The following is a 21326-nucleotide window of genomic DNA, read 5'->3' on the forward strand; positions in this document are numbered from 1 at the left end:
TGAACTGATGTGTCGCTTAACGCGAGTAGAACTCGACCACCAGGTTTGGTTCCATCTGCACCGGGTACGGCACGTCCGACAGTGACGGAATGCGCACATAGGTGGCGGTCATCTTGGAGTGGTCGGCATCGATGTAGTCCGGAACGTCGCGCTCTGGAAGCTGTGTGGCCTCGAGAACAACGGCGAGCTGCTTGGAGCGCTCGCGGACTTCGATCTTGTCGCCAACCTTGACCTGATAGGACGGGATGTTGACCCGCTGGCCGTTGACCAGGATGTGGCCGTGGCTGACGAACTGGCGCGCGGCGAAGACCGTCGAAACGAACTTCGCACGGTAGATCACGGCGTCGAGACGACGCTCGAGCAGGCCAATCAGGTTCTCACCGGTGTCGCCCTTGACGCGTGCGGCTTCGGTGTAAAGGCGACGGAACGCCTTCTCGGTGACCGAACCATAATAGCCCTTCAGCTTCTGCTTGGCGCGCAGCTGCAGGCCGTAGTCGGACAGCTTGCCCTTGCGGCGCTGACCGTGCTGGCCGGGACCATAGGAGCGGACATTGACCGGGCTCTTCGGACGGCCCCAGATGTTTTCGCCAAGACGGCGGTCAATCTTGTACTTTGCGGAAATGCGCTTCGACATCGCGTATCCTTTTCGAGTTTGAACGGATCGCGCCCTCCTCTGCCATCCTTGCGAATGACCGACAGACCTTGCAAAACAGAAGATCTCGGGTGCGCCTTAGGACCCGAAGGTCCGAACAGGTCCGCGCGTTCTATGGGTGGGCATCAGGAAAGTCAAGCCGGCCGTGCCGGCTAGACCATTCGCTTGTCGAGCGTTCGCTGATCCCGCAGCTCAGGGAATACCCGGCTCCAGATCGCTGCGACTGCCACGGCACCAAAACCGCCAAGAACGACGGCAGGCACCGGGCCAATGAGCGAGGCCACTGCGCCAGCGCGGAATTCGCCAAGTTCGTTGGAAGCGCCAATGAATACGGAGTTCACCGCATTCACTCGCCCGCGCACTTCCTCCGGCGTCCAGAGCTGCATGATGGTTTCACGGATCGTCACGCTCACCATGTCGGCGGCGCCAACCAGCGCCAGCGCCGGCACCGATAACCACACCGTTGTCGACACACCGAACAGCACCGTAAAAGCGCCGAACAGGCCGACGAAAATAAACAGCGCCTTGCCCGCATGGTCGCGAATGGGAAAGCGCGTGAGATAAAGCGCCATAACGATGGCACCGATCCCCGGCCCTGCCCGCAACATGCCGAGTTCTTCCGGCCCGGCATTCAGGATGTCTTTGGCGTAGATCGGCATCAACGCTACGGCGCCGCCCATCAATACCGCGAACATGTCGAGCGAGATCGCCCCGAGAACCACACGGTTGGAAAAGATGTAGCGGAAACCGGCAAGCATCGTTTCAAGGCTCGTGGCCTGATTGGACTCGCGTTGCGCCGGTTTCGGGATAAGGCACACGAACACCACGGCAGCGCACAGCAAAACGGCAGCCGTGCCGAAGGCGACAACTGGCGAAACACCATAGAGAAGCCCACCGACCGCAGGTCCCACGATCGAGGAAAACTGCCAGGCCGAGGCGTTGACCGTGATCGCATTGGCCAGCGCCTCCGAGGGCACAATATTAGGCGCAAGCGATTGGGCCGCCGGCCCCCAGAACGCACGTGCAGTGCCGAGGACAATGAGAATGCCGAAGATCGGCCAGACCTCATGTGGCTCCGCATTGACGAACGCCAGAAATCCGAGCGCACATAACAGTTCGACACTAAGACAGATGCCCATGACCATCCGGCGGCTATATCGGTCGGCCACAAGGCCCGTGACGAGAATCAGCAAGAGCGAGGGAAAAAACAGGCACAAGCCAACAAGGCCCAGGAGAAACGGCTCCCCTGTCAGGTCATAGATCTGCCAGCCAATGGAGACAGCCATGATCTGCACGGCAAAGCTGACGCTGAGCGTGGTGAGCCAGAAAAAGCGAAAGCCGATATAGGAAAAGGCAAGCTTGCGCTTGTCATCGGGGATGAGCGTGTTCATGCCAAATCGTTGCCACGCACGCCAGAGATTGGGAAGCCGGAATCGGCTATGCCGGTACGCCTGAAACTATTCTGTTTTTATAGGCTTCACTCGGTTTTCGCGCTGGCGCTCATGTGCACGGTCGAGTGAAGAGATTATGCCGCGGAAGGTGCGCACTTCCTGGCTGGTAAACTGGCCGCGGCCTAGCATGGTCCGCAGATTGTTTATCATTGCCGGGCGCTTGTCCGGTGTCGTGAAGAACCCTGATTTGTCGAGGGTCTTTTCGAGGTGCTCGAACATGCCGACCAACTCGTCCTTGCCGGCCGGTTCGCCTATCGCTTCCTTGAACGGCAGCGTTGCCGAAAGCCCGCTTTGCCTGCGCCACTCATAAGCCAGTATCAGCACCGCCTGAGCGATGTTGAGCGAGGCGAATGCCTGCTCCACCGGCAAGGTGACAATGGCGTCCGAAATGGCGATCTCTTCGTTGTTGAGACCCCAGCGCTCGCGGCCGAACAGCAGCCCTGCCTGGAAACCCTGATCGATATGCGCGGTCAGGTTCTGACAGGCATCCTCCGGCCCCAGCACGGGCTTACGCATGTCCCGCGAACGGGCAGTGGTCGCATACACCAGCGTCAGATCAGCGATTGCAGCTTCGAGTGTCTCGAAAACACGCACGCGTTCGATGACGTGGTCGGCTTTGCTTGCGGTTGCGCGAGCCTTTTCATTCGGCCAACCGTCACGCGGGTTTACCAGTCGCAAATCCCACAGGCCGAAATTGGCCATTGCTCGCGCAGCCGATCCGATATTTTCGCCGAGTTGCGGTTCGCATAGAATAACCGCCGGGGTGGGACGAAATACGCGTTCTTGAGATGAGTCTGTGCCTGCCATGGCGCGCTATTACGCCAATTGGCAGGTCTTTTGAAGCAGCAACAGGCTATGCGACGCGCGAAGTGCGCCCGAACAGCCGAACCTTGGTCGAGCGGCGCCACTCGCGGTCAAGAACGGCAAAGTGCAGCTCTTCATCCCATTCGCCCTGGAACAGCGCGTGCTCGCGATAATGCGCCTCAAGACGCATACCCAACCGCTGCAACAGGCGAGCCGAACGGTCATTACGACCGTCGCAACGCGCGAAAATGCGGTGGATGCGGTAGTGGTCGAACGCCATGTCGAAAACGGAACCAAGTGCCTCGCTGGCATACCCATGACCCACAAATTCAGGGTTCAAGATAAAGCGAACTTCTGCCTGTCCGGCGGTCGCATCCGCCCAACGCAAACAAACCTGACCGATAACTTCACCGGTATTATTAAGCGCAATCGCGAGGCTGAGCGTATCGCCGGGCCGGTTGAGGCTGACCTGCTTCCGCATAGCCGTGAGGGCTGCAGCCAGGTCTGTCTCGTCTTTGCAATTCACTTCTGTGTAGCGCTGAACCGAGGGGTCCAGATGGTAGGACCGCAGGGCCTCAAGATCGGAGCGCTGAAATGCACGCAGGGTCAGCCGCTCGGTTTCGAGCGGCAAAATTGAGGATGCCATGTCGGTAGTCTCTCTCCACATACGCCGTTCGGCGCGTGTTCGACTAACGCTAGGTTCCATATTCGGTTCCCTGGAAACCGAGAATTTATTCCTTTGAAGAAAACACCTTGCGGAGTCACGTGTTAGCGTGGCCGTCCTCTCCATTCAGCGCCGAGAATTGCATAGACATATTCCTCAGCCCATCCGCCCTTGAAGATCTCGTGCTGCTGGAAATGTGCCTCCCTCCGCATGCCGAGACGCTCCATCAGCTTGAAGGACGAGATGTTTCGCGTATCACAACGCGCCATCACGCGGTGAAAATGCTCGTTGGCAAACGCGAGGTCGAGAAGCGCCGCCGCTGCTTCGAAGCCGTATCCCTTTCCTTGATACTCAGGATGCAGAATCCATCCAATCTCTGCCTGCTGCGAAGCCTGGCTCTTGCAGATCAGAGACATCTCGCCGATCAGCGTGTTCTCGCTGGCTATGACCGCGGCCAGAACGATCCGGTCGCCGTCACGCTCAAGGTGAGTCTGCGCCGTCCTGTTGTGAATCGCGTCCGCACATTGCTCACGGTTCAACGGGCCATCGAACAGATACTCAGCAACATCCGGACGCCCGCGGTAAGCATAGACCGGATCAAGATCCGCCCGCGTGAAGGGGCGAAGGACCAGGCGATCTGTCAGGAGTGGGTAGGTTGGCTCAAGCACGCGCGGCTGCTCCAATCTGGCCAAGACAACACTCGCATTGCACGGCTAGAAAGGGCGTGAGAGCCTGAAGCATGTCCCAGAGACCTTCCATATCGTTGACAGCACAATGCAGCTGCAATTCCGTTTCCGTAACCGTTGATGGCGACGTCCGCAGCATGCTGCTCTGTGGTTGTAATGATTGTCAGCGTGCCACTGGCGCGGGCCATTCCAGTACGTTCATCGTTTCAGCAAGTGCACTGGAAATCTCCGGAAACACAAAAAGTTTCACCCGTCCCGCCGACTCCGGGGCCACATTCACACGTCATTTCTGTCCGGAATGCGGAACGATCATTTACGGGCAGTCCTCGCGCGCCGGCGATTTGCGTCTTGTGCCAGTCGGGCTTTTCGCCGGCCAGAACGACTGGTTCGCTGCAAGCCGGCTGATATTCTGCGAAAGTCATCCGGCATGGGATAGTCTCGGCGAGGATCTGCCTCAGGTCGCCGGTTATGGGGACGGGACATGAATGATCTTCTCGAGCATATGGCGGAGCGCATCCGGGCGCAGTTGCCAAGCATAACACGCGAGCAACGCATGTTTGGCGGGCTCGCATTCATGCAGAGCGGAAACATGCTGGTTGCCGTGATGAAAAACGGAAACCTGCTCGTGCGCGTGGGTCGGAATGGCTACATGGAGGCACTCGCGCTCCCCGGTGCACACGCGATGACCATGGGGACCCGCACCATGACCGGTTTTGTCGAGGTCGAAGCGGATGTGGTGGAAGATGACGACACCCTGGCTGACTGGCTGGAACGCGCCAGACGCTTCGTCGACACCCTACCACCCGACTGACCCGTCGCAGAATGACATGCCCCCTTGTTCGCTGCGTGCTTTGCCAGCCCGCCACGCGATGCTATAGGGCGCCGGAACCGGCCATACGGCCCGCTGGCAGTCACAATCGAGGAGCCCCACTATGAGCAAGATCAAAGTCGCCAACCCCGTCGTCGACCTCGACGGCGACGAGATGACCAGAATTATCTGGCAGGCGATCAAGGACAAGCTCATCCACCCCTATCTCGATCTCGACATCGAATACTATGACCTGTCGGTCGAGAATCGTGACGCGACCGATGACCAGGTGACTGTGGACGCTGCCAATGCCATCAAGAAGCATGGCGTCGGCATCAAGTGCGCAACCATCACGCCAGACGAACAGCGCGTTGAAGAGTTCGGCCTCAAGAAGATGTGGCGCTCGCCGAATGGCACGATCCGCAACATTCTCGGTGGCGTGATCTTCCGCGAGCCGATCATCTGCAAGAACGTGCCGCGCCTCGTGCCGGGTTGGACGCAGCCGATCATCGTTGGCCGTCACGCGTTCGGCGACCAGTACCGCGCAACCGACTTCAAGTTTCCCGGCAAGGGCAAGCTGACGATGAAGTTCGTCGGCGAGGACGGCACGGAGATCGAGCACGAAGTGTTTGATGCCCCAGGCGCCGGCATTGCCATGGGCATGTACAACCTTGACGATTCGATCCGCGATTTTGCCCGCGCATCGCTGAACTACGCACTCAACCGCGGCGTCCCCTGCTACCTGTCGACCAAGAACACCATCCTCAAGGTCTATGACGGGCGTTTCAAGGACATCTTCCAGGAGGTGTATGAGGCCGAGTTCAAGTCGACCTTCGAAGCAAACGGCTTGACCTATGAGCACCGCCTGATTGACGACATGGTCGCGGCGGCGCTGAAGTGGTCCGGCGGCTATGTCTGGGCCTGCAAGAACTACGACGGCGACGTTCAGTCCGACACCGTGGCGCAGGGCTTCGGCTCGCTCGGCCTGATGACCTCTGTGCTGATGACGCCCGATGGCAGCATCGTTGAAGCGGAAGCGGCCCACGGCACGGTTACCCGGCACTACCGCCAGCATCAGCAGGGCAAGGAAACCTCGACCAACTCCACCGCATCGATCTTCGCCTGGAGCCGCGGCCTCGCCCACCGTGCGAAGCTTGATGACAATGCCGATCTGGCACATTTCGCCGAGTCGCTCGAAAAGGTCGTGGTCGACACGATCGAACAGGGCAAGATGACCAAGGACCTGGCGCTGCTGGTCGGCCCGGATCAGCCTTGGCTGACGACGATGGGCTTCCTCGACGCGATTGACGAGAACCTCGCAAAGGCCATGGCGTAAAAGCCAAAAACTGTCAGGTAGTGAGGAGCCGGGCCCTGCCCGGCTCTTTTTATATCGCGGTCGAAAACGTCGGCAATCTCAACGAGACAATGCGAACGCCGGACACCTTGTGGACAACGCGCGCAATCAGCACCGTGCGCACCACCATGGCGATCGCGGTACCGAGCGCCGCGCCAACAATGCCGAAGAACGGCACAAGCAGGACGGTCAGAACCACATTGCAGCAGAGCGTAGCGGCAAGAGTGAGCGCTGCCTGCCGCTGATGCCCACCGACCAGCAGCAGTTCACTGGCCTGGCCCGCAAGAGCGCGAGCCAGCATGCCGGCTCCAAGGATCAGCATAGCAGGATATCCGGCCACGAAAGCTTGCCCGAAGGCACCAAGCAGGACGGGACCGATCGCTGCAGTGCCGGCGACGGCAACAACTGTGAGCCAGAACGTCAGCCGACTGGACTGAAGAAGCGAGCTCTCAAGCCGTGCCTTGTCACGCGCGGCCAGATCGAGCGCGAAGCGACGGCCCGCCACGAGATACATGGCGAAGTAAACAAAATTGGCGAGTGCCAGAACCCGCGCCGCAGCAAAGTAGATTCCCACCTGTTCCGCCGGCAGCAGCAGGCTAATCAACAGGACGTCGCAATAGGTCACCAGATCCTCGAGCCCCGACACAAGCAAGAGCGGTAAGGCGGCCATGATCCAAAGGCGCGCCTGGGGACGCGAGACAGCGGCAGCGCGGTGGAAGTCTGCCAGCTTGATCCGCATGATAAGCGCCATGGCAGCCGACACGCAGGCCATGGCAACGACAACTACGGTTCCGACGAGAGCTAGCGTTATCTCGAATCCGAGGGCTGCGAGTGCCGCGACAGTGGCGCCGATCAGAATTGGGCGAACGATGTAGACCGGCAAGGTGGTCAACCGGTACCAGCCGAAACCACGTGCCACGCCTTCAAGGTAGAATTCGATTGCGAGGAACGGCAGGCCAAGGGCGATAAACAAGACGATGAGTGCTGCTTCACCGTCAATGAAACGCGACACCAGTACTCCAAGGGCGCCGAGCAGCACGGCGCCGCCTGTCGATATCGCAAACCCTGTGCGGATGAAGCCGCCCACAGCCGAAGATCTTCCGCGTACCAGGTAGCGCGGCAGGAACCGCACCCCGGCTTCCGCCAGGCCGAAGGCGCTGAAGCTGCCGAAGGCAATCATCCACGTCCAAAGCGTGACGAACCCGCCATAGTCTGAGTTCGGCATCAGTCTTGCGAGTAGCACCTGCAGGCCGAAAACAAGTCCGGCGCTTGCCACGCGCATCGCAAATGCGAGGCCCGCATCTAAAAGGTTATTGGACGCTGGGGCGTCAGACATAAATCAGCAGGCCCCCGAAAGTCTGGCCTGCCACCATCAGGCGACGCCAGGCCTCCGGGAGACGGTTGTAAAAACGCTTGGCTAGTGGCCGAAGTCCGCGCACCCACAGCGCAGCATAGATTCGACCTCTTAAGGAGAATGGAATGGTGTGGGCGACTAGTGGCACAGTCCTGTTGGTCCAGGACTGCTTGTAGTCTGCGGCATTGCCAAGCAGATCATAGGCGACGATGCCATTGTCGATCAGCCAGCAGACGGTCATGTCCATCTGCACCTTGCCGGGCGAGTGCGAGCCGAGATCCCAGTCAAAACCACCGATATAAGCGTAGTAGTGCCGATTGCGGATGAACCCTAGTTCCAGCGCAACAACGCGATCACCGCACTTCAAGACCGACAGGCATGCCCCAGCCAGATCCTCGGCATTCCCCTCAAGCCGTGCGAGAAAGTCTTCATAACCCTCAAGCGCAAAGCCGGCGCTGTAACGGCCCGTTTCGCTAAGCCAGCGGCGTTTCATCTCAAGGCAGACTGAAAGGTAGGAGCGGTAATCTACGTCACCGGGCCACAGGACCTCAAACAGCAATTCACCATGGCGGGCGAGATGATTGCGCCGCCGATTGCGGTTGCGCTTTTGCGTTTTTCCGAGACTGGCCGTATAGGCCTCGGAGGAGACATACTGCGACAGATCCAGTATCGCCGCCTCATTGGCTTCCGCATCAATCGCCGAGCGCTGCGAGAGCAGGCCACCAAGGCCTGAGCTCGCTGGCAAAGCTCTGATCAGCGCAATGTCGACATTCCCGTTCTGTTGCAGACCGTCGATAAGCGTTGCCCCAAGAGCTTGCGGGTCTTCGGTGGGATCACAGAGCATGTTCGCATACTGGCTGTGCGGATCACCCAGAGTCTCAAGGGTTTGCACACCCAGAGCGCCCCGCGTGAACATGAGAGGCCAAACGGCCACCAGCCGATCGCCTCGCCAAACGGTTCGAATATGTGGCTGGATGCGCTTTCCGCTCGCGAACTCCTCGACCCAGGCACGGCACCAGGCAAAGGTTTGAAAGAATGTGAGATCCGTCTGGCAGCGCGCCTCAAGATCGCACCATTCATCGCTGACAGCGTCGATAGCCGAGAGGCTGTCAAGTACACGCAATTCATGTTCGTGGACGGCGTCGGCGGTGGCCAGCGCGGCATTCTACTCCTAGGGGTGCGCGCAAATTCTAGTGCTTAGTCCTCAACAAGGCGTTTCCCTTGAGCCGCAGGACGATTCAAATACTCTCACCGGCAACATAACGCTCACATCGCAGCGCAGGCTCTGCTACACTTCTTATGCAGCTGCTCTGGCTGTACCCCAACCTCAACGCCTCCCCAGCCCTCGCGCAGCGGCGTCTTTCTGCTCGATTGGAAAGCGCATGCCGCTCGGCGTATTGTTTGCCCTCATGGCCTACGGGATTTATGCGTGCGGCGACGCGGTGATCAAAGGCTTTTCCGGACAGATCGGTGTCTTTGAGATCGCGTTCTTCACGGCAGCCTTCTCGGCAGTACCGATGATTTTCTGCAAACGCCGGGAGGAACGCTGGAGCGATGCCTTCAGGATGGTTCACCCCTGGCTGAGCCAGCTGCGGGCCGTGTGCGGCGTAAGCTGCGCAATGCTCGGAATCTACGCCTTCACCACGATCCCTCTGGCGGAAGCCTACGCCATCGCATTCCTCGCGCCAGTGTTTGTTACGGTCATCTCGGTACTTGTTCTGCGCGAGACTGTGAGCCTGCAGCGATGGATCCTGTTGCTGGCGACATTCGCTGGCGTTCTCATCGTCGTTCGACCCGGCTTTCGCGAGCTGCAGCTCGGCCATCTCAGCATGCTGGGGGCCGCGCTGCTGAGTTCGGTGAATACTATATTGCTGCGCAAGATCGCACCGCACGAGACACGCATGGGCCTTTTCAGCGTCCTGCTCATTTATACGCTCGGCTTTAATGGCATCATGATGCTTGGTGGCTTCACCATGCCTGACCTGACGCAATTTGCCCTGCTTGCTGCCGCCGGTGTTTCCGGGGGAATCGGCCAGCTGCTGTTCATCAGCGCCACCCGCCTCGTCCCCGCGAGCCAGGTGGCGCCGGCACATTACAGCCAGATCCTGTGGGCGGTGATTTTCGGCGCTACCTTCTTCAACGAGGTCCCCGACAGCGTGGCAGTAGTGGGTCTCGTACTGGTTGTGTGCGCTGGCCTTGCAAACGTCGTGTCTGATGAGACCCGCAAGCGCACCATTAGCCGCATCGGGCTACTCCGGGGCCGCCAGGCGGCACGTGTTGTGGCACCGGTACCGGCGAACGACACAGCATCGCCGACACCGCAAACCGGCACACGCGCAGCTTGATATCGCCGCAACCTCTTGGCTCCCGCTTTCGCCTGTCCTAGGTAGAAGCCCAGCATGGAGGCTTTGGATGACCAGATTGACGGCTTTGGCGCTGGCATTCGCCGGGATGGCAGGGAGCGCGAATACAAGCGCGGCCCAGGAACGGAGCTATGATCTCCCTGCGTTTCACGCAGTCGAGATCGGCACCGGGATCCGCGCGAGTATCGAGATCTCCGAGAACCGCAGCGTCGTCGCGACAGCGAGCCGGCAAGAGCTGCTCGACGATGTGACGATGGATGTCGAGAATGGCACGCTGAAGATTCGCTTCGACTCCAACCTTTTCGATTTCATCCTCAAAGGCGGGATCGTTGGCGCGCTGATCAATGGCCGCCCTGACCTCACAGTCGCCATCTCAGCGCCTCGCATCGAGGCCGTTACAGTGCGATCAGGCGCGGTCCTTGCAGCAGATGGGGTTTCCGGCGATCGCCTCGCTGCCAGGTTCGAGAGTGGCGCCGAAGGAACCTTCACTAATCTTGCTGTTGGCGAACTATCGGCAAGAGCGGAAAGCGGCGCTCGCGTATCGGCGACGGGCAGTTGCGCGCAGATGGCGGTTGATGTCGCCAGCGGCGGAACCGCGGATCTATCACGTATGGCGTGCGCCACCGCGGACATCACCGCCGAGACCGGCGCGCGCATCAGTGTTTTGGCGCGCGAAACGATAACAGGTCACGCCTCGTTAGGCGGCCGGATTATCGTTTACGGCGATCCAGACGAGCGAACTGTCGACACGTCTTTGGGCGGCACGGTCAGCTTCGAAGACTAGGACGAAATCGCTGGTGCGAGTCTGTTGGCTCGCACCAGCATCTGTTTACGCGCCCGACAATGTGTCACGGATTGCGCTGATCGCCTCAGACGCCTTGGTGCCCTCCGGACCACCCGCCTGCGCCATATCGGGTCTGCCGCCCCCGCCTTGTCCGCCGAGTGCCGACGAGCCGGCACGCACCAGATCAACAGCAGAGACACGCTCTGTAAGGTCAGAACTCACGCCTACCGCAACAGCCGCCTTTCCGTCTTCGCTAACGCCAACGATGGCGACGACTCCGGAGCCGAGCTGTTTCTTGGCCTGGTCTACAAGACCACGAAGGTCCTTTGGCGCAAGCCCCTCAACGACGCGGCCCACGAAGCTCACCCCGTTGACTGTCTCGCCCTGCTGCCCGCCTTCGGCATCGGAGGAACCGCCGCCCATCGCGAGCTTCTGCCGCGCTTCGCTGAGCGCCCGCTCGGCTCGCTTCAACTGGTCCTGCAAGCTTGCCACACGATCGAGCACATCCTCGCTCGAACTGCGCAACTGTCCAGCCACTGCGCTGATAGTGGCAACGGCGGCATTGCCGCGCTGCCGAGCCACATGCCCGGTCACCGCTTCCACACGCCGGACGCCGGCAGCGACGCCCGCTTCCGTCGTCAGGGAGATCAGCCCGATATCACCGGTGCGCCGCACATGCGTTCCGCCGCACAGTTCCACTGACCATCCCAACGCGTTGCCACTCGTCTCGCCCATCGAAACAACGCGCACCTCATCGCCGTATTTCTCGCCAAACAGAGCACGAGCCCCGGCATTCTTGGCCTCTTCGACGCCCATGAGACGCGTTTCGACCGGCGCGTTCTGCAGAACGACAGCGTTGGCAATCTCTTCGACCTCGGCCATTTCCTCGGCTGACATCGCCTTGGTGTGGACAAAATCGAACCGCAGCCGGTCTGGCGCTACCAGCGAACCGCGCTGCGCCACGTGATCACCGAGCACCAGGCGCAATGCCTCATGCAGAATATGGGTAGCCGAATGGTTGGCGCGAATGGCGGCACGCCGCACGTGATCCACATGCAGGCCGAGCGCCTTGCCTTTACGGACAGTGCCGCTGAGCACCTTCACCTTGTGCGCAAAAACGCCGTGGTGCTTGTGCGTATCCAGCACTTCCACGCGCAGCCCATCCACCAGCATCTCGCCGGTGTCGCCGATCTGACCGCCGCTTTCGGCATAGAACGGAGTCTGGTTGAGCACCAGATAACCCTCCTCGCCTTCGCCGAGGCTGTCGACCTCTGCGCCGTCACGCACCAGCGCCGTGACTTCGCCCTCAGCGTCTTCAGTCTCGTAACCGAGAAACTCGGTCGCGCCCACGCGGTCGGCGATGCCGAACCAGATGGCGTCGGTTGCCGCTTCGCCCGAGCCCGACCAGTTAGCACGGGCTTCGGCCTTCTGGCGCGCCATGGCATTCTGGAAGCCGCTCACATCGACACCGATGCCGCGATTGCGTAGCGCGTCCTGCGTCAGATCGAGTGGGAAACCGAACGTGTCATAGAGTTTGAATGCAGTCTCGCCATCAAGAGTATCCCCCTCGCCAAGCGATCCCGCCTGCTCATCAAGGATCTGAAGACCACGGCTCAAGGTCTTGAGGAAACGCTCTTCTTCGAGATGGATCGTCTCGGTGATGAGCTTTTCGCCCTGGCTCAGTTCCGGGTAGGCTTGCGCCATCTCGCGAACCAGCGCCGGCACCAGCTTGTAGATCGCTGCCTCATTAGTTCCAAGCAGGGTCGCGTGCCGCATTGCACGACGCATGATCCGCCGCAACACATACCCGCGACCTTCATTGGACGGCAGCACGCCTTCCGCAATCAGGAAAGACATCGAGCGTAGATGGTCCGCGATCACGCGATACGAGGCGACAGTCTCGTCCGTGGGAGCCTTGCCGACCACCGATGCGGTAGCGTCAATAAGGTGACGGAACATGTCCGTTTCGAAGATGCTCTCGACCCCCTGAAGCACAGCCGCCATGCGTTCGAGCCCCATTCCGGTATCGATCGAGGGGCGAGGCAGTTCAAGGCGCGAGCCATCAGCCTGCTGCTCATACTGCATGAACACCAGGTTCCAGAATTCGAGGAAGCGGTCCCCGTCCTCTTCCGGGCTGCCCGGAGGGCCGCCCCAGATATGCTCGCCGCGATCGATGAAGATCTCCGAGCACGGGCCGCAAGGGCCGGTATCACCCATCGACCAGAAATTGTCCGACGTCGGAATACGAATAATACGATCATCCGAAAAGCCAGCCACCTTCTTCCAGATGGCATGGGCCTCGTCATCCTCCGAATAAATGGTGACAAGCAGCTTGTCCTTCGGCAGCTCGAAATCCTTCGTCACCAGCTCCCAGGCATAGGCGATAGCCTCGTCCTTGAAGTAGTCGCCGAACGAAAAATTACCGAGCATCTCAAAGAATGTCAGATGCCGGGCGGTGAAGCCGACGTTATCAAGATCGTTATGTTTGCCGCCGGCACGAACGCATTTTTGCGAGGTTGTTGCAGTCGAATACGGGCGCTTCTCGACGCCGGTAAAGACGTTTTTGAACTGCACCATGCCAGCATTGGTGAACATCAATGTCGGATCATTGCGCGGCACGAGCGGCCCGGAGGCGACACCCTCGTGACCCTTGCCGCGGAAATAATCGACAAAACTCGACCGGATCTCGTTTACGCTCTTCATATGCTGGCTTTCGTCGCAGAGGCGGCGCCGGCTGACGCCTGAAGGACAATCGCGGCTTTCTATCGTCTAGCCGGCTCATCTGTCCAGCAGCCGCGCGCTATGGCGCCGGTATCTTGTCAGAGATTTCAAACAAAAAGGGCGCCAATGGCGCCCTTTGAACTTTCCGCGTTTCGACCAGAGCCTATTCGTCGCTAGTTTCGGGGCCTTCGACGGCCAGCAACGCGTCGCTCAGCAATCCGGCGCTTTCGCGAACGCCCTGCTCGATCGTGTGAGAAATTTCCGGATTGTCGCGAAGGAACTGCTTGGCGTTGTCACGTCCCTGCCCGAGCCTCTGGCTGTCGTAGGAGAACCAGGCGCCGGCTTTCTCGACAATACCGCTCTTGACCCCAAGATCGATGAGCTCGCCCATCTTCGAAATGCCTTCGCCGTACATGATGTCGAATTCCACCTGGCGGAATGGCGGCGCCAGCTTGTTCTTGACCACCTTGACGCGGGTCTGGTTGCCCACGACCTCATCGCGATCCTTGATCGCACCGATGCGGCGAATATCGAGGCGCACCGAAGAATAGAACTTCAGCGCGTTACCACCCGTCGTTGTTTCGGGCGAACCGAACATCACGCCGATCTTCATGCGGATCTGGTTGATGAAGATCACCATGCACTTCGACTTCGAGATCGAGCCCGTCAGCTTGCGCATGGCCTGACTCATCAGACGCGCCTGAAGGCCCGGAAGCGCATCGCCCATTTCGCCTTCCAGTTCGGCACGCGGCGTCAGGGCGGCGACCGAATCGACTACCAGCACATCGATGGCGCCCGAACGCACCAGAGTGTCGGTAATTTCGAGAGCCTGTTCGCCCGCATCGGGCTGCGAAATCAGCAGATCATCGACATTGACACCGAGCTTGCGGGCATAGACCGGATCTAGCGCGTGCTCGGCATCGACGAATGCACAGATGCCCCCCTTGCGTTGGGCCTCGGCAATCACATGCAGAGCCAATGTTGTCTTGCCTGAGCTTTCCGGCCCAAAAATCTCGACGATGCGTCCACGCGGCAGGCCGCCGATCCCGAGGGCGATGTCGAGCCCAAGTGAACCTGTGGAAATCGACTCCACCTCAATCTGTGCGTTCTCGCCCAAACGCATGATCGAGCCCTTGCCGAAATTGCGTTCGATCTGGCTCAGCGCTGCGGAGAGCGCCTTGTCCTTATCCATTGATCCCCCGTCGACCACGCGAAGCGAAGCAGCATTAGCCATAAGTCACTCTCCTTATTTCACGCCCACCGTGCCCTTGCAACGCACAGTCGCGGTCTCAGCGGTACAATGTATGTATCCGATTTGTTCTCATTTTGTTTCTCGGATGTCAAGCGGGTAATCTGGTCAATGCATATCACCTGAGCTGATAAGAATCGGATTTTGCGATTCTTATGGCGTCGGGGGCTTTACCGAAGGATCGTGCTTGGGTTCTATGCCAGCGGCGAGGAACTTGGGAGAAAGTAACCGGCATGAACCTTATTCAGTTCACGAGCGAAAACGGCGCGCGGGCACTTGGCATTGCGGAGAACGGGCAGGCTATTGTTATTGAAGGCATAGAGAGCCTTTATGCCTTGGCGCAGCAAGCCATCGAACAGAGCAAGTCGCTCGAGACCCTTGTTGCGGCCGCGCCACGTGGCGCTGCCGTGGCTCTCGATACGTTGGTGAAGGAAGATCGCCTTCTGGCGCCGATCGATCACCCGGATCCTGCCCACCTTTACGTCACTGGCACAGGCCTGACGCACCTTGGATCGGCTTCCACCCGCGATGCGATGCATAAGTCGGAGAGCGGCAAGGCGAGCGAAGATCTCACCGACTCGATGAAAATGTTCCGTATGGGCCTCGAGGGCGGCAAGCCTGCCGAGGGAGAAACTGGCGTTCAACCAGAGTGGTTCTACAAAGGGAACGGTTCGATCGTGGCGCATCCAGGCCAACCGATCCCCTCGCCAGCCTTTGCCAAGGATGCTGGCGAGGAGCCTGAAATCGCCGGCATCTATATCATCGGTCCAGACAGGCAGCCGCGCCGGCTGGGCTTTGCTCTTGCCAATGAGTTTTCCGACCACGTGACCGAGCGCATGAACTATCTCTACCTCGCGCACTCAAAATTGCGCGCATGCTCGTTCGGCCCTGAGATCAGGCTCGGTGAACTGCCTGCACACATCGAGGGTCGTTCGCGGATCCTCAGGGACGGCGAGGCCATCTGGGAGAAGCCCTTCCTGAGTGGCGAGGACAATATGAGTCACACCATCGCCAATCTCGAATACCACCATTTCAAGTACGGGCTGTTTTGTAACCCGGGCGATGTGCACGTTCACATGTTTGGCACCGCAACACTGAGCTTTGCCGACGGCATAAGCACCGAGGCCGGCGACGTCTTCGAGATCGGTGAAAGCCAGTTCGGTCTGCCGCTGCGCAACCCCATCGCCATCGAGGCGGAGCGCCCGGTGCGCGTCACACAGCTCTAGGTTTGAGACAGGGAGCGGCTGGAAAGGCCGCTCCACTCTTTACGCTTCGCAACTAACATGTCAGTTATCGCATCACTTGAGGAGGATGCGATGGCACAGGGTTTCAGCAAACGCCGCGTGGGGCAAACCGCGCTTGAAGTCACGACGCTTGGGCTTGGCGGCGCCAGCCTTGCCGGCATCTTCTCGCGCGTCCCGGATGAGCAGGCCCGTGCAACGGTGCAGCACGCGCATGATCTCGGCATCAACTACTTCGATACCGCGCCCCAATATGGCTACGGGCGTTCAGAGCATTTGGTAGGGGACGTACTACGGGGCCGCCGCGAAGGCACGGTGCTGTCCAGCAAGGTCGGGCGCCTGCTGAAGCCGCTGCAGGGTGATTGGGCCAAGCCTCACAACTGGATCGATCCCCTGCCCTTCGACGAGGTCTACGACTACTCGTATGATGGCATCATGCGTTCGGTCGAGGACAGCCTTGCCCGGCTTGGCCTCAACGCGGTGGACATCCTCTATGTCCACGATATCGGCACCATGACCCACGGCGAAGAGGCCAACAAGCCGCTTTGGCAGCAGCTTGCAAGCGGCGGCTACAAGGCGTTGCGCGAGCTTCGCGATTCCGGCGTGGTCAGCGGCATAGGCCTTGGCGTCAACGAGTGGGAGGTGATCATGGACGCCTTCGAACTTGGTGACTGGGATGTTTTCCTGCTGGCAGGCCGCTACACGCTGCTGGAGCAGACGTCACTCGATCCTTTCATGACGACGTGCCTGCAGCGCGGCGCCTCGGTGGTGGTTGGCGGGCCGTTCAACTCCGGCATTCTTGTTGGCGGATCCACCTGGAACTACGGCAAGGCGCCTGAGGAGATCGTCGAAAAGGTTCGAGCCATTGAGGCGGTCTGCAAGCAGTTCGATGTGCCGCTACCCGCCGCAGCGTTGCAGTTTCCGCTCACCCATCCGGCCGTCTGCAACGTGCTCCCGGGACCACGCTCCCCGGAAGAACTCGACGAGATCGTCGGCTGGTGGAACACGGAAATCCCCGAAGAGCTCTGGAGTGCCCTCGCTGAAAAGAGGCTTCTTGCAGAAGGCACGCCAATCCCTGGCGGGCGCGCATAAGAAGAGCGGGCTGAACACTCAGCCCGCTGCTGCCAACTCCGCAGATCCTGCGGACGCTTCGCCACCCTCGCCAACCATTGCTTCAATGCGCTCCAGCAGAGCCGAGATCTTGTCGACATTGTCGATGTGACGCTGCTCCATGGTGAAGTTGAAGGTCACATACTCTCGGCCGGGGCAGAACGTGCAGATATTGGTTGCGGGGTGATACGCGCCGCAATAGATCGGCTCCATCATCCCGCGCGTCATCGGGCCATGCAGCCGGTGCGGCGGCACAAGCGTCAGGACCAGATGGGTTGCTCCGCTGAAGCGCCAGAAGCGCTCGCCGTGTAGCCAGGGGAAACGCTTGTTGAGGCGCCGGTGCATCCCGAACATTGCCAGAATGCGCATCTGGAAAGCGCTGACATCCCGCTCCTCGATCTTTCCGACAACACGGTCGACTTCTTTGACATAATACATGAAGTCGTCATGGACCGGGAACATTGCTTGCAGGGCACGAACACGGAAAAAGTCGTCATCTGCCTCGTTGCGCTTGCCGCCGACCATCGTATAGGCGGCGCGAATGGCTTTGTTACTCATGGCCTTTTCCGGCCCCTCGCCATTGAGAGCCATGCTGACCAGAGCAAAGTATAACGAACGCTGTCGCACACCGAGCCGGCCCGCGAGATCACGCAGTCGCCGGCGTGAAAACGCAAGTGTCTTGGCATGGATTGGTTTGTCCTTGGGGGACAGCGCATAGGCGAAGAACATGTGGATGAACGCAGCGATGCCTGCGCGCACCATGCCGCCTGCCTTGTCTCCAATTGCCACCTTGGCATTCGGATCGCTGAGCACGCCGTGCCCTGCGGATTGCGATCGCGTAAGCAACGCCGAATCCGACCCTTCAAGAAGGCAATGCGCCGAGCGCACCTGGATGACGGCCGCCCGACCATCGGCGTCGGCGCCCTCGCGCCTGTTGGCCACCATGACGCGAAACAGCGGCAAGTTCTCGGCGTCGAACAGGTCGCGGCTATTGCCGATCCACTTGTCGGGATATCCTTCGAGGTCGTCGATCGTCTCGACAGAAGTGATGGCGTTTATCTGCTCTGCTGTCAGCGGACGCCCCGGCGTTGCCCCCTTGAAGCCGTGGCTGAGTTGCGGCGCTCGCGCCACCATATCGGCAACAAGTGTCGCCGTGTCCTCCTTAGAGAAGGTTCGCCCGGCGAACGCCGTGAAAAACACGGTGTCGCGTCCCTGATGCAGATACCACTGAAAATCAGTGAACAGTGCCAGCGGGTCGTCAGCGACGGCCGCCCGCATGTCTGCGGACAGTTCCGGACCCACAGTTTCGAAGCTGCGCGCGGTAAAGCTTTTCATGATCCCCCTCACTTGCTTGCGCTATTAGGCGCGTACGGAGTGAAGCGGTCAATAAGTCTGTCAAGCAATTTTGCCGGCTTGGTTACGCGGCGAAAGACTGTGACTAATCTGCCGAGCGTGCGCCAGCGCGTCCCAAGACCTCTTTTACCTTGGTGTTGATTTGATCCAGCGAATACGGCTTCGGTAGAAAATCGACGGTCTGATCATCTTCGATATCGCGGCGTACGCTTTCCTCGGCGTATCCGGAAACAAAGATCATCTTCAGATCCTTCACCTTGTCGCGGATATGCTTGTGAAGAGTAGGCCCGTCCATTTCGGGCATCACCACGTCGGAGATAATGAGATCGATCTCGTACCCCAGCTCTTCGAGCACATCGATCGCCTCTTCGCCGCCATCGGCCTCAAACACCTCGTAGCCGGTGGCGCGTAGCGCTCTTGCCGAAAATGCGCGCACGCTCTCTTCGTCTTCCACCAGCAAAATGCGCTCGTGCCCGGTCAGGTCCTTAACCGGCTTTTCCGCACGTGCTGACACTTCGGCTTCGGTCACGATATGGCGGGGCAGGAAGATCTTGAAGGTGGTGCCGACACCGACAACCGACTCCGGATAAATGAAGCCTTCGGTCTGCTTGACGATTCCGTAGACGGTCGACAATCCGAGACCGGTCCCCTTGCCGAGCTCCTTCGTGGTAAAGAAGGGCTCGAAGATCTTCGCGATGACCTCCGGGGACATGCCTGTGCCGGTGTCCGCCACCTCAACGAGCACGTAATCGCCGGCGACCATGCCCTCGTAGCTGTAGCCCCGCGACTCGGATTCGCTGACATTGCGGGTGCGCAGTGTGATCGAGCCGCCATCCGGCATCGCGTCGCGTGCGTTAACGACAAGATTGATGATGACCTGCTCGAGTTGTACGACGTCAGCGCGAACCGGCCAGATATTGCGGCCATGCTCTACGCTGAGCTGGTTCTTCTCGCCAATCATGCGCTTCAACAGGACGGTCAGGTCATCGACGATCAACGGCAGTTCCAGCACCTGCGGGCGCAATGTCTGGCGCCGCGAGAATGCAAGCAGCTGCCGGGTCAGTCCTGCGGCGCGATTGGCATTCTGCTTGATCTGCATGAGTTCGCCGAAAGACGGATCGCCGGGCTTGTGCTTGAGCAGCAATAGATCCGAAAAGCCGATTATGGCGGTCAGCAGATTGTTGAAATCGTGCGCGACTCCGCCGGCAAGCTGGCCGACAGCCTGCATTTTCTGGCTCTGCGCGAACTGTGCCTCGAGCTTGCGCTGTTCGGTCATATCGAGTGCGTAGACATTCACGCTTTCCGGCGATCCGGCGCGTGTCTCGGAACCAGACACATATAGGCGCACCGCGTGATCGCCCTCGGCGCTCAGAACCGCGTCAACGGGGTCGATATCCGTCTGCTGTTCAACACCAGAACCGATAGCCTTGCGGAACTTGTCGCGGCTTGCTTCGCCGATAAGGTCTTCCATCGGATAATGCTCGAGGCTCTTTTCTTCCTCGGACCAGCGGAAAATGCGGCCGAAAGGCGCGTTCGTACGCATGATCCGCCCCTCGTGATCGAGCGTCGCGATCGCGAACGGTGTATCATTGAAGAAGCGCGAGAACCGCACCTCGGCAGCCCGCAACTCTTCCTCGCTGTCCGGTGCAGTGGTCTGGTCGAGCACCAGCGTCCGGGTTTCGCCGAGTTCGCCATCGGCTAGCCGCGCCGCCCGATGCAGCAGGCGAACCGGAAAGGCGCGGCCATTGCGCCCGACAAAATCGAGATCGATGATCTCGGTGCGGATTTCGCCGTCAGAGCGACCGCGCATGAGTAGCCGCGCGCCATCTCCCCGCGCGATGTCCGAGAGCCGCAAGCTGCCTGAGTTAAACTCCGCCAGGTCGTATCCGAGCCAATCGGCCAGAGTTGAGTTGAGGTACTGTACCCGCCCCTCGGCATCCGCCGAAAGAAACCCGGCAGGCGCATGATCGAGATAGTCGATGGCACGCTGCAGATCGCGAAACGCGACCTCGATATTGTCCTTGTCCCGCGTGATGTCCTCAACTGACCACACCACCATCGGGCGGTTGAAATCATCGGTGCGCGGCAATGGCCGCGCGGAGACACGGTACCAATAGGCTCGCGATGGCTCAGCCTGCGCCCCGCCGAGCCCGCCGATCAGCCGGATATCCTCTACTGCCCCGCGCCCTTCGCGCGCCGCGCGCGACAGCCGGTGAATTGCCTCGCCCGCCTCTGCCTGGCCCGCGAAAAGCCGAGGAACGCCCACAGGCACACCGTTTACGAAGCCACCGGCAAAAGCGCCATACTGCGCGTTCACATAATAGATCTTGCCCTCACGATCGGCCACTACGGCGCCATAGGGCAAGCCATCGATCACGGCGCGGGACAACGTCCGTCCCTCCTGCCCGCTGGCGACGCGGAACAGACCGGCCGCGAGGCCGAAAAGGCAAAACACGCCAGCAACCGCCAGCAGCCCGACAAATGTCATCACCAGGTCGATCGGAACCTGATCGCCAAAGAATGCGAATGCAACGGCAGCAAGGATAAGCAGTAGTGCCAACGCGAGCACCCGCCACAATCCGCTTGTGCGAACCCGCGACATCAGCGGTTCGGGATAGTTATCCTCTCTGAGTGATGACTGTGCCATCGGGTGTCCTTGTCTGGGGCCGGGACGCAGCCGAATCAGCTGTCAGCCAAGTTCCTAGCAAAAGGTCCTGACAGTTGGGAGAGTT

Annotated in this window: 18 protein-coding genes; 7 read left to right on the forward strand and 11 right to left on the reverse strand. The window is 60.0% G+C overall.

Annotation, left to right across the window (positions count from 1 at the left end):
* Window positions 1–16 precede the first annotated feature (16 nt).
* The 5 genes from rpsD to IE127_RS03230 all read right to left on the reverse strand — a co-directional run bounded on the left by rpsD (window position 17) and on the right by IE127_RS03230 (window position 4239).
* Window positions 17–634, reverse strand: a complete 618-nt coding sequence (rpsD, locus tag IE127_RS03210; protein ID WP_189423333.1) for a 30S ribosomal protein S4 — start codon at window positions 632–634, stop codon at window positions 17–19.
* A 170-nt stretch (window positions 635–804) separates the two neighbouring features.
* Complete coding sequence (locus tag IE127_RS03215; protein WP_189423336.1) at window positions 805–2043, reverse strand: MFS transporter; 1239 nt, start codon at window positions 2041–2043, stop codon at window positions 805–807.
* Window positions 2044–2109: 66 nt separating this feature from the next.
* Entirely contained in the window at window positions 2110–2910 is an 801-nt protein-coding gene (locus tag IE127_RS03220) for an RNA methyltransferase (protein ID WP_189423339.1), read from the reverse strand.
* A 46-nt stretch (window positions 2911–2956) separates the two neighbouring features.
* Entirely contained in the window at window positions 2957–3553 is a 597-nt protein-coding gene (locus tag IE127_RS03225; RefSeq protein WP_189423342.1) for a GNAT family N-acetyltransferase, read from the reverse strand.
* 122 nt (window positions 3554–3675) lie between these two features.
* Complete coding sequence (locus IE127_RS03230) at window positions 3676–4239, reverse strand: GNAT family N-acetyltransferase (RefSeq protein WP_189423345.1); 564 nt, start codon at window positions 4237–4239, stop codon at window positions 3676–3678.
* 71 nt (window positions 4240–4310) lie between these two features.
* Here IE127_RS03230 and IE127_RS19895 point away from each other — a divergent pair, with 71 nt between their 5' ends.
* From IE127_RS19895 to IE127_RS03245, 3 genes are all read left to right on the forward strand, one after another.
* Window positions 4311–4742 carry a GFA family protein gene (locus IE127_RS19895; protein WP_189423348.1) on the forward strand — a complete coding sequence of 144 codons (432 nt, stop codon included), beginning with the start codon at window positions 4311–4313 and terminating at the stop codon, window positions 4740–4742.
* Window positions 4739–5068, forward strand: a complete 330-nt coding sequence (locus IE127_RS03240) for a TfoX/Sxy family protein (protein WP_189423351.1) — start codon at window positions 4739–4741, stop codon at window positions 5066–5068. The genes IE127_RS19895 and IE127_RS03240 overlap by 4 nt, the downstream gene beginning before the upstream one ends.
* 121 nt (window positions 5069–5189) lie before the next feature.
* Entirely contained in the window at window positions 5190–6401 is a 1212-nt protein-coding gene (locus IE127_RS03245) for an NADP-dependent isocitrate dehydrogenase (protein ID WP_189423353.1), read from the forward strand.
* Window positions 6402–6450: 49 nt separating this feature from the next.
* Here IE127_RS03245 and IE127_RS03250 read toward each other — a convergent pair whose 3' ends face one another.
* Window positions 6451–7755 (reverse strand): oligosaccharide flippase family protein, encoded by a 1305-nt coding sequence (locus IE127_RS03250; protein WP_189423355.1) that lies wholly within the window; start codon window positions 7753–7755, stop codon window positions 6451–6453.
* Window positions 7748–8896: a GNAT family N-acetyltransferase gene (locus tag IE127_RS03255; RefSeq protein ID WP_189423357.1), complete on the reverse strand. Its 1149-nt coding sequence runs from the start codon at window positions 8894–8896 to the stop codon at window positions 7748–7750. The genes IE127_RS03250 and IE127_RS03255 overlap by 8 nt, the downstream gene beginning before the upstream one ends.
* Before the next feature lie 259 nt (window positions 8897–9155).
* On the opposite strand from IE127_RS03255, the gene IE127_RS03260 reads away from it, so the two are divergent.
* A complete protein-coding gene (locus IE127_RS03260) occupies window positions 9156–10118 on the forward strand; it encodes a DMT family transporter (RefSeq protein WP_189423359.1) in 963 nt (320 codons plus the stop codon).
* 67 nt (window positions 10119–10185) lie between these two features.
* On the forward strand, window positions 10186–10920 hold the full coding sequence (locus tag IE127_RS03265; protein ID WP_189423362.1) for a GIN domain-containing protein: 735 nt from the start codon (window positions 10186–10188) through the stop codon (window positions 10918–10920).
* Between the two features lie 45 nt (window positions 10921–10965).
* Here IE127_RS03265 and alaS read toward each other — a convergent pair whose 3' ends face one another.
* Both alaS and recA read right to left on the reverse strand, forming a co-directional pair.
* Window positions 10966–13623, reverse strand: a complete 2658-nt coding sequence (gene alaS / locus IE127_RS03270; protein WP_189423364.1) for an alanine--tRNA ligase — start codon at window positions 13621–13623, stop codon at window positions 10966–10968.
* Window positions 13624–13804: 181 nt separating this feature from the next.
* On the reverse strand, window positions 13805–14875 hold the full coding sequence (gene recA / locus IE127_RS03275; protein WP_189423367.1) for a recombinase RecA: 1071 nt from the start codon (window positions 14873–14875) through the stop codon (window positions 13805–13807).
* Window positions 14876–15123: 248 nt separating this feature from the next.
* On the opposite strand from recA, the gene araD1 reads away from it, so the two are divergent.
* Together araD1 and IE127_RS03285 are read left to right on the forward strand one after the other, a co-directional pair.
* Entirely contained in the window at window positions 15124–16116 is a 993-nt protein-coding gene (araD1, locus tag IE127_RS03280) for an AraD1 family protein (protein WP_189423368.1), read from the forward strand.
* 90 nt (window positions 16117–16206) lie between these two features.
* Window positions 16207–17223 (forward strand): aldo/keto reductase, encoded by a 1017-nt coding sequence (locus IE127_RS03285; protein ID WP_189423371.1) that lies wholly within the window; start codon window positions 16207–16209, stop codon window positions 17221–17223.
* Between the two features lie 18 nt (window positions 17224–17241).
* On the opposite strand, the gene IE127_RS03290 is transcribed toward IE127_RS03285, so the two are convergent.
* Both IE127_RS03290 and cckA read right to left on the reverse strand, forming a co-directional pair.
* Window positions 17242–18576 (reverse strand): hypothetical protein, encoded by a 1335-nt coding sequence (locus IE127_RS03290; protein WP_189423374.1) that lies wholly within the window; start codon window positions 18574–18576, stop codon window positions 17242–17244.
* A 103-nt stretch (window positions 18577–18679) separates the two neighbouring features.
* Window positions 18680–21241, reverse strand: coding sequence for a cell cycle histidine kinase CckA (cckA, locus tag IE127_RS03295; protein WP_189423377.1), 2562 nt, complete (start codon window positions 21239–21241; stop codon window positions 18680–18682).
* Window positions 21242–21326 lie beyond the last annotated feature (85 nt).

Origin of the sequence: Devosia pacifica (assembly GCF_014652635.1) — a bacterium.
GTDB classification, from domain to species: domain Bacteria; phylum Pseudomonadota; class Alphaproteobacteria; order Rhizobiales; family Devosiaceae; genus Devosia; species Devosia pacifica.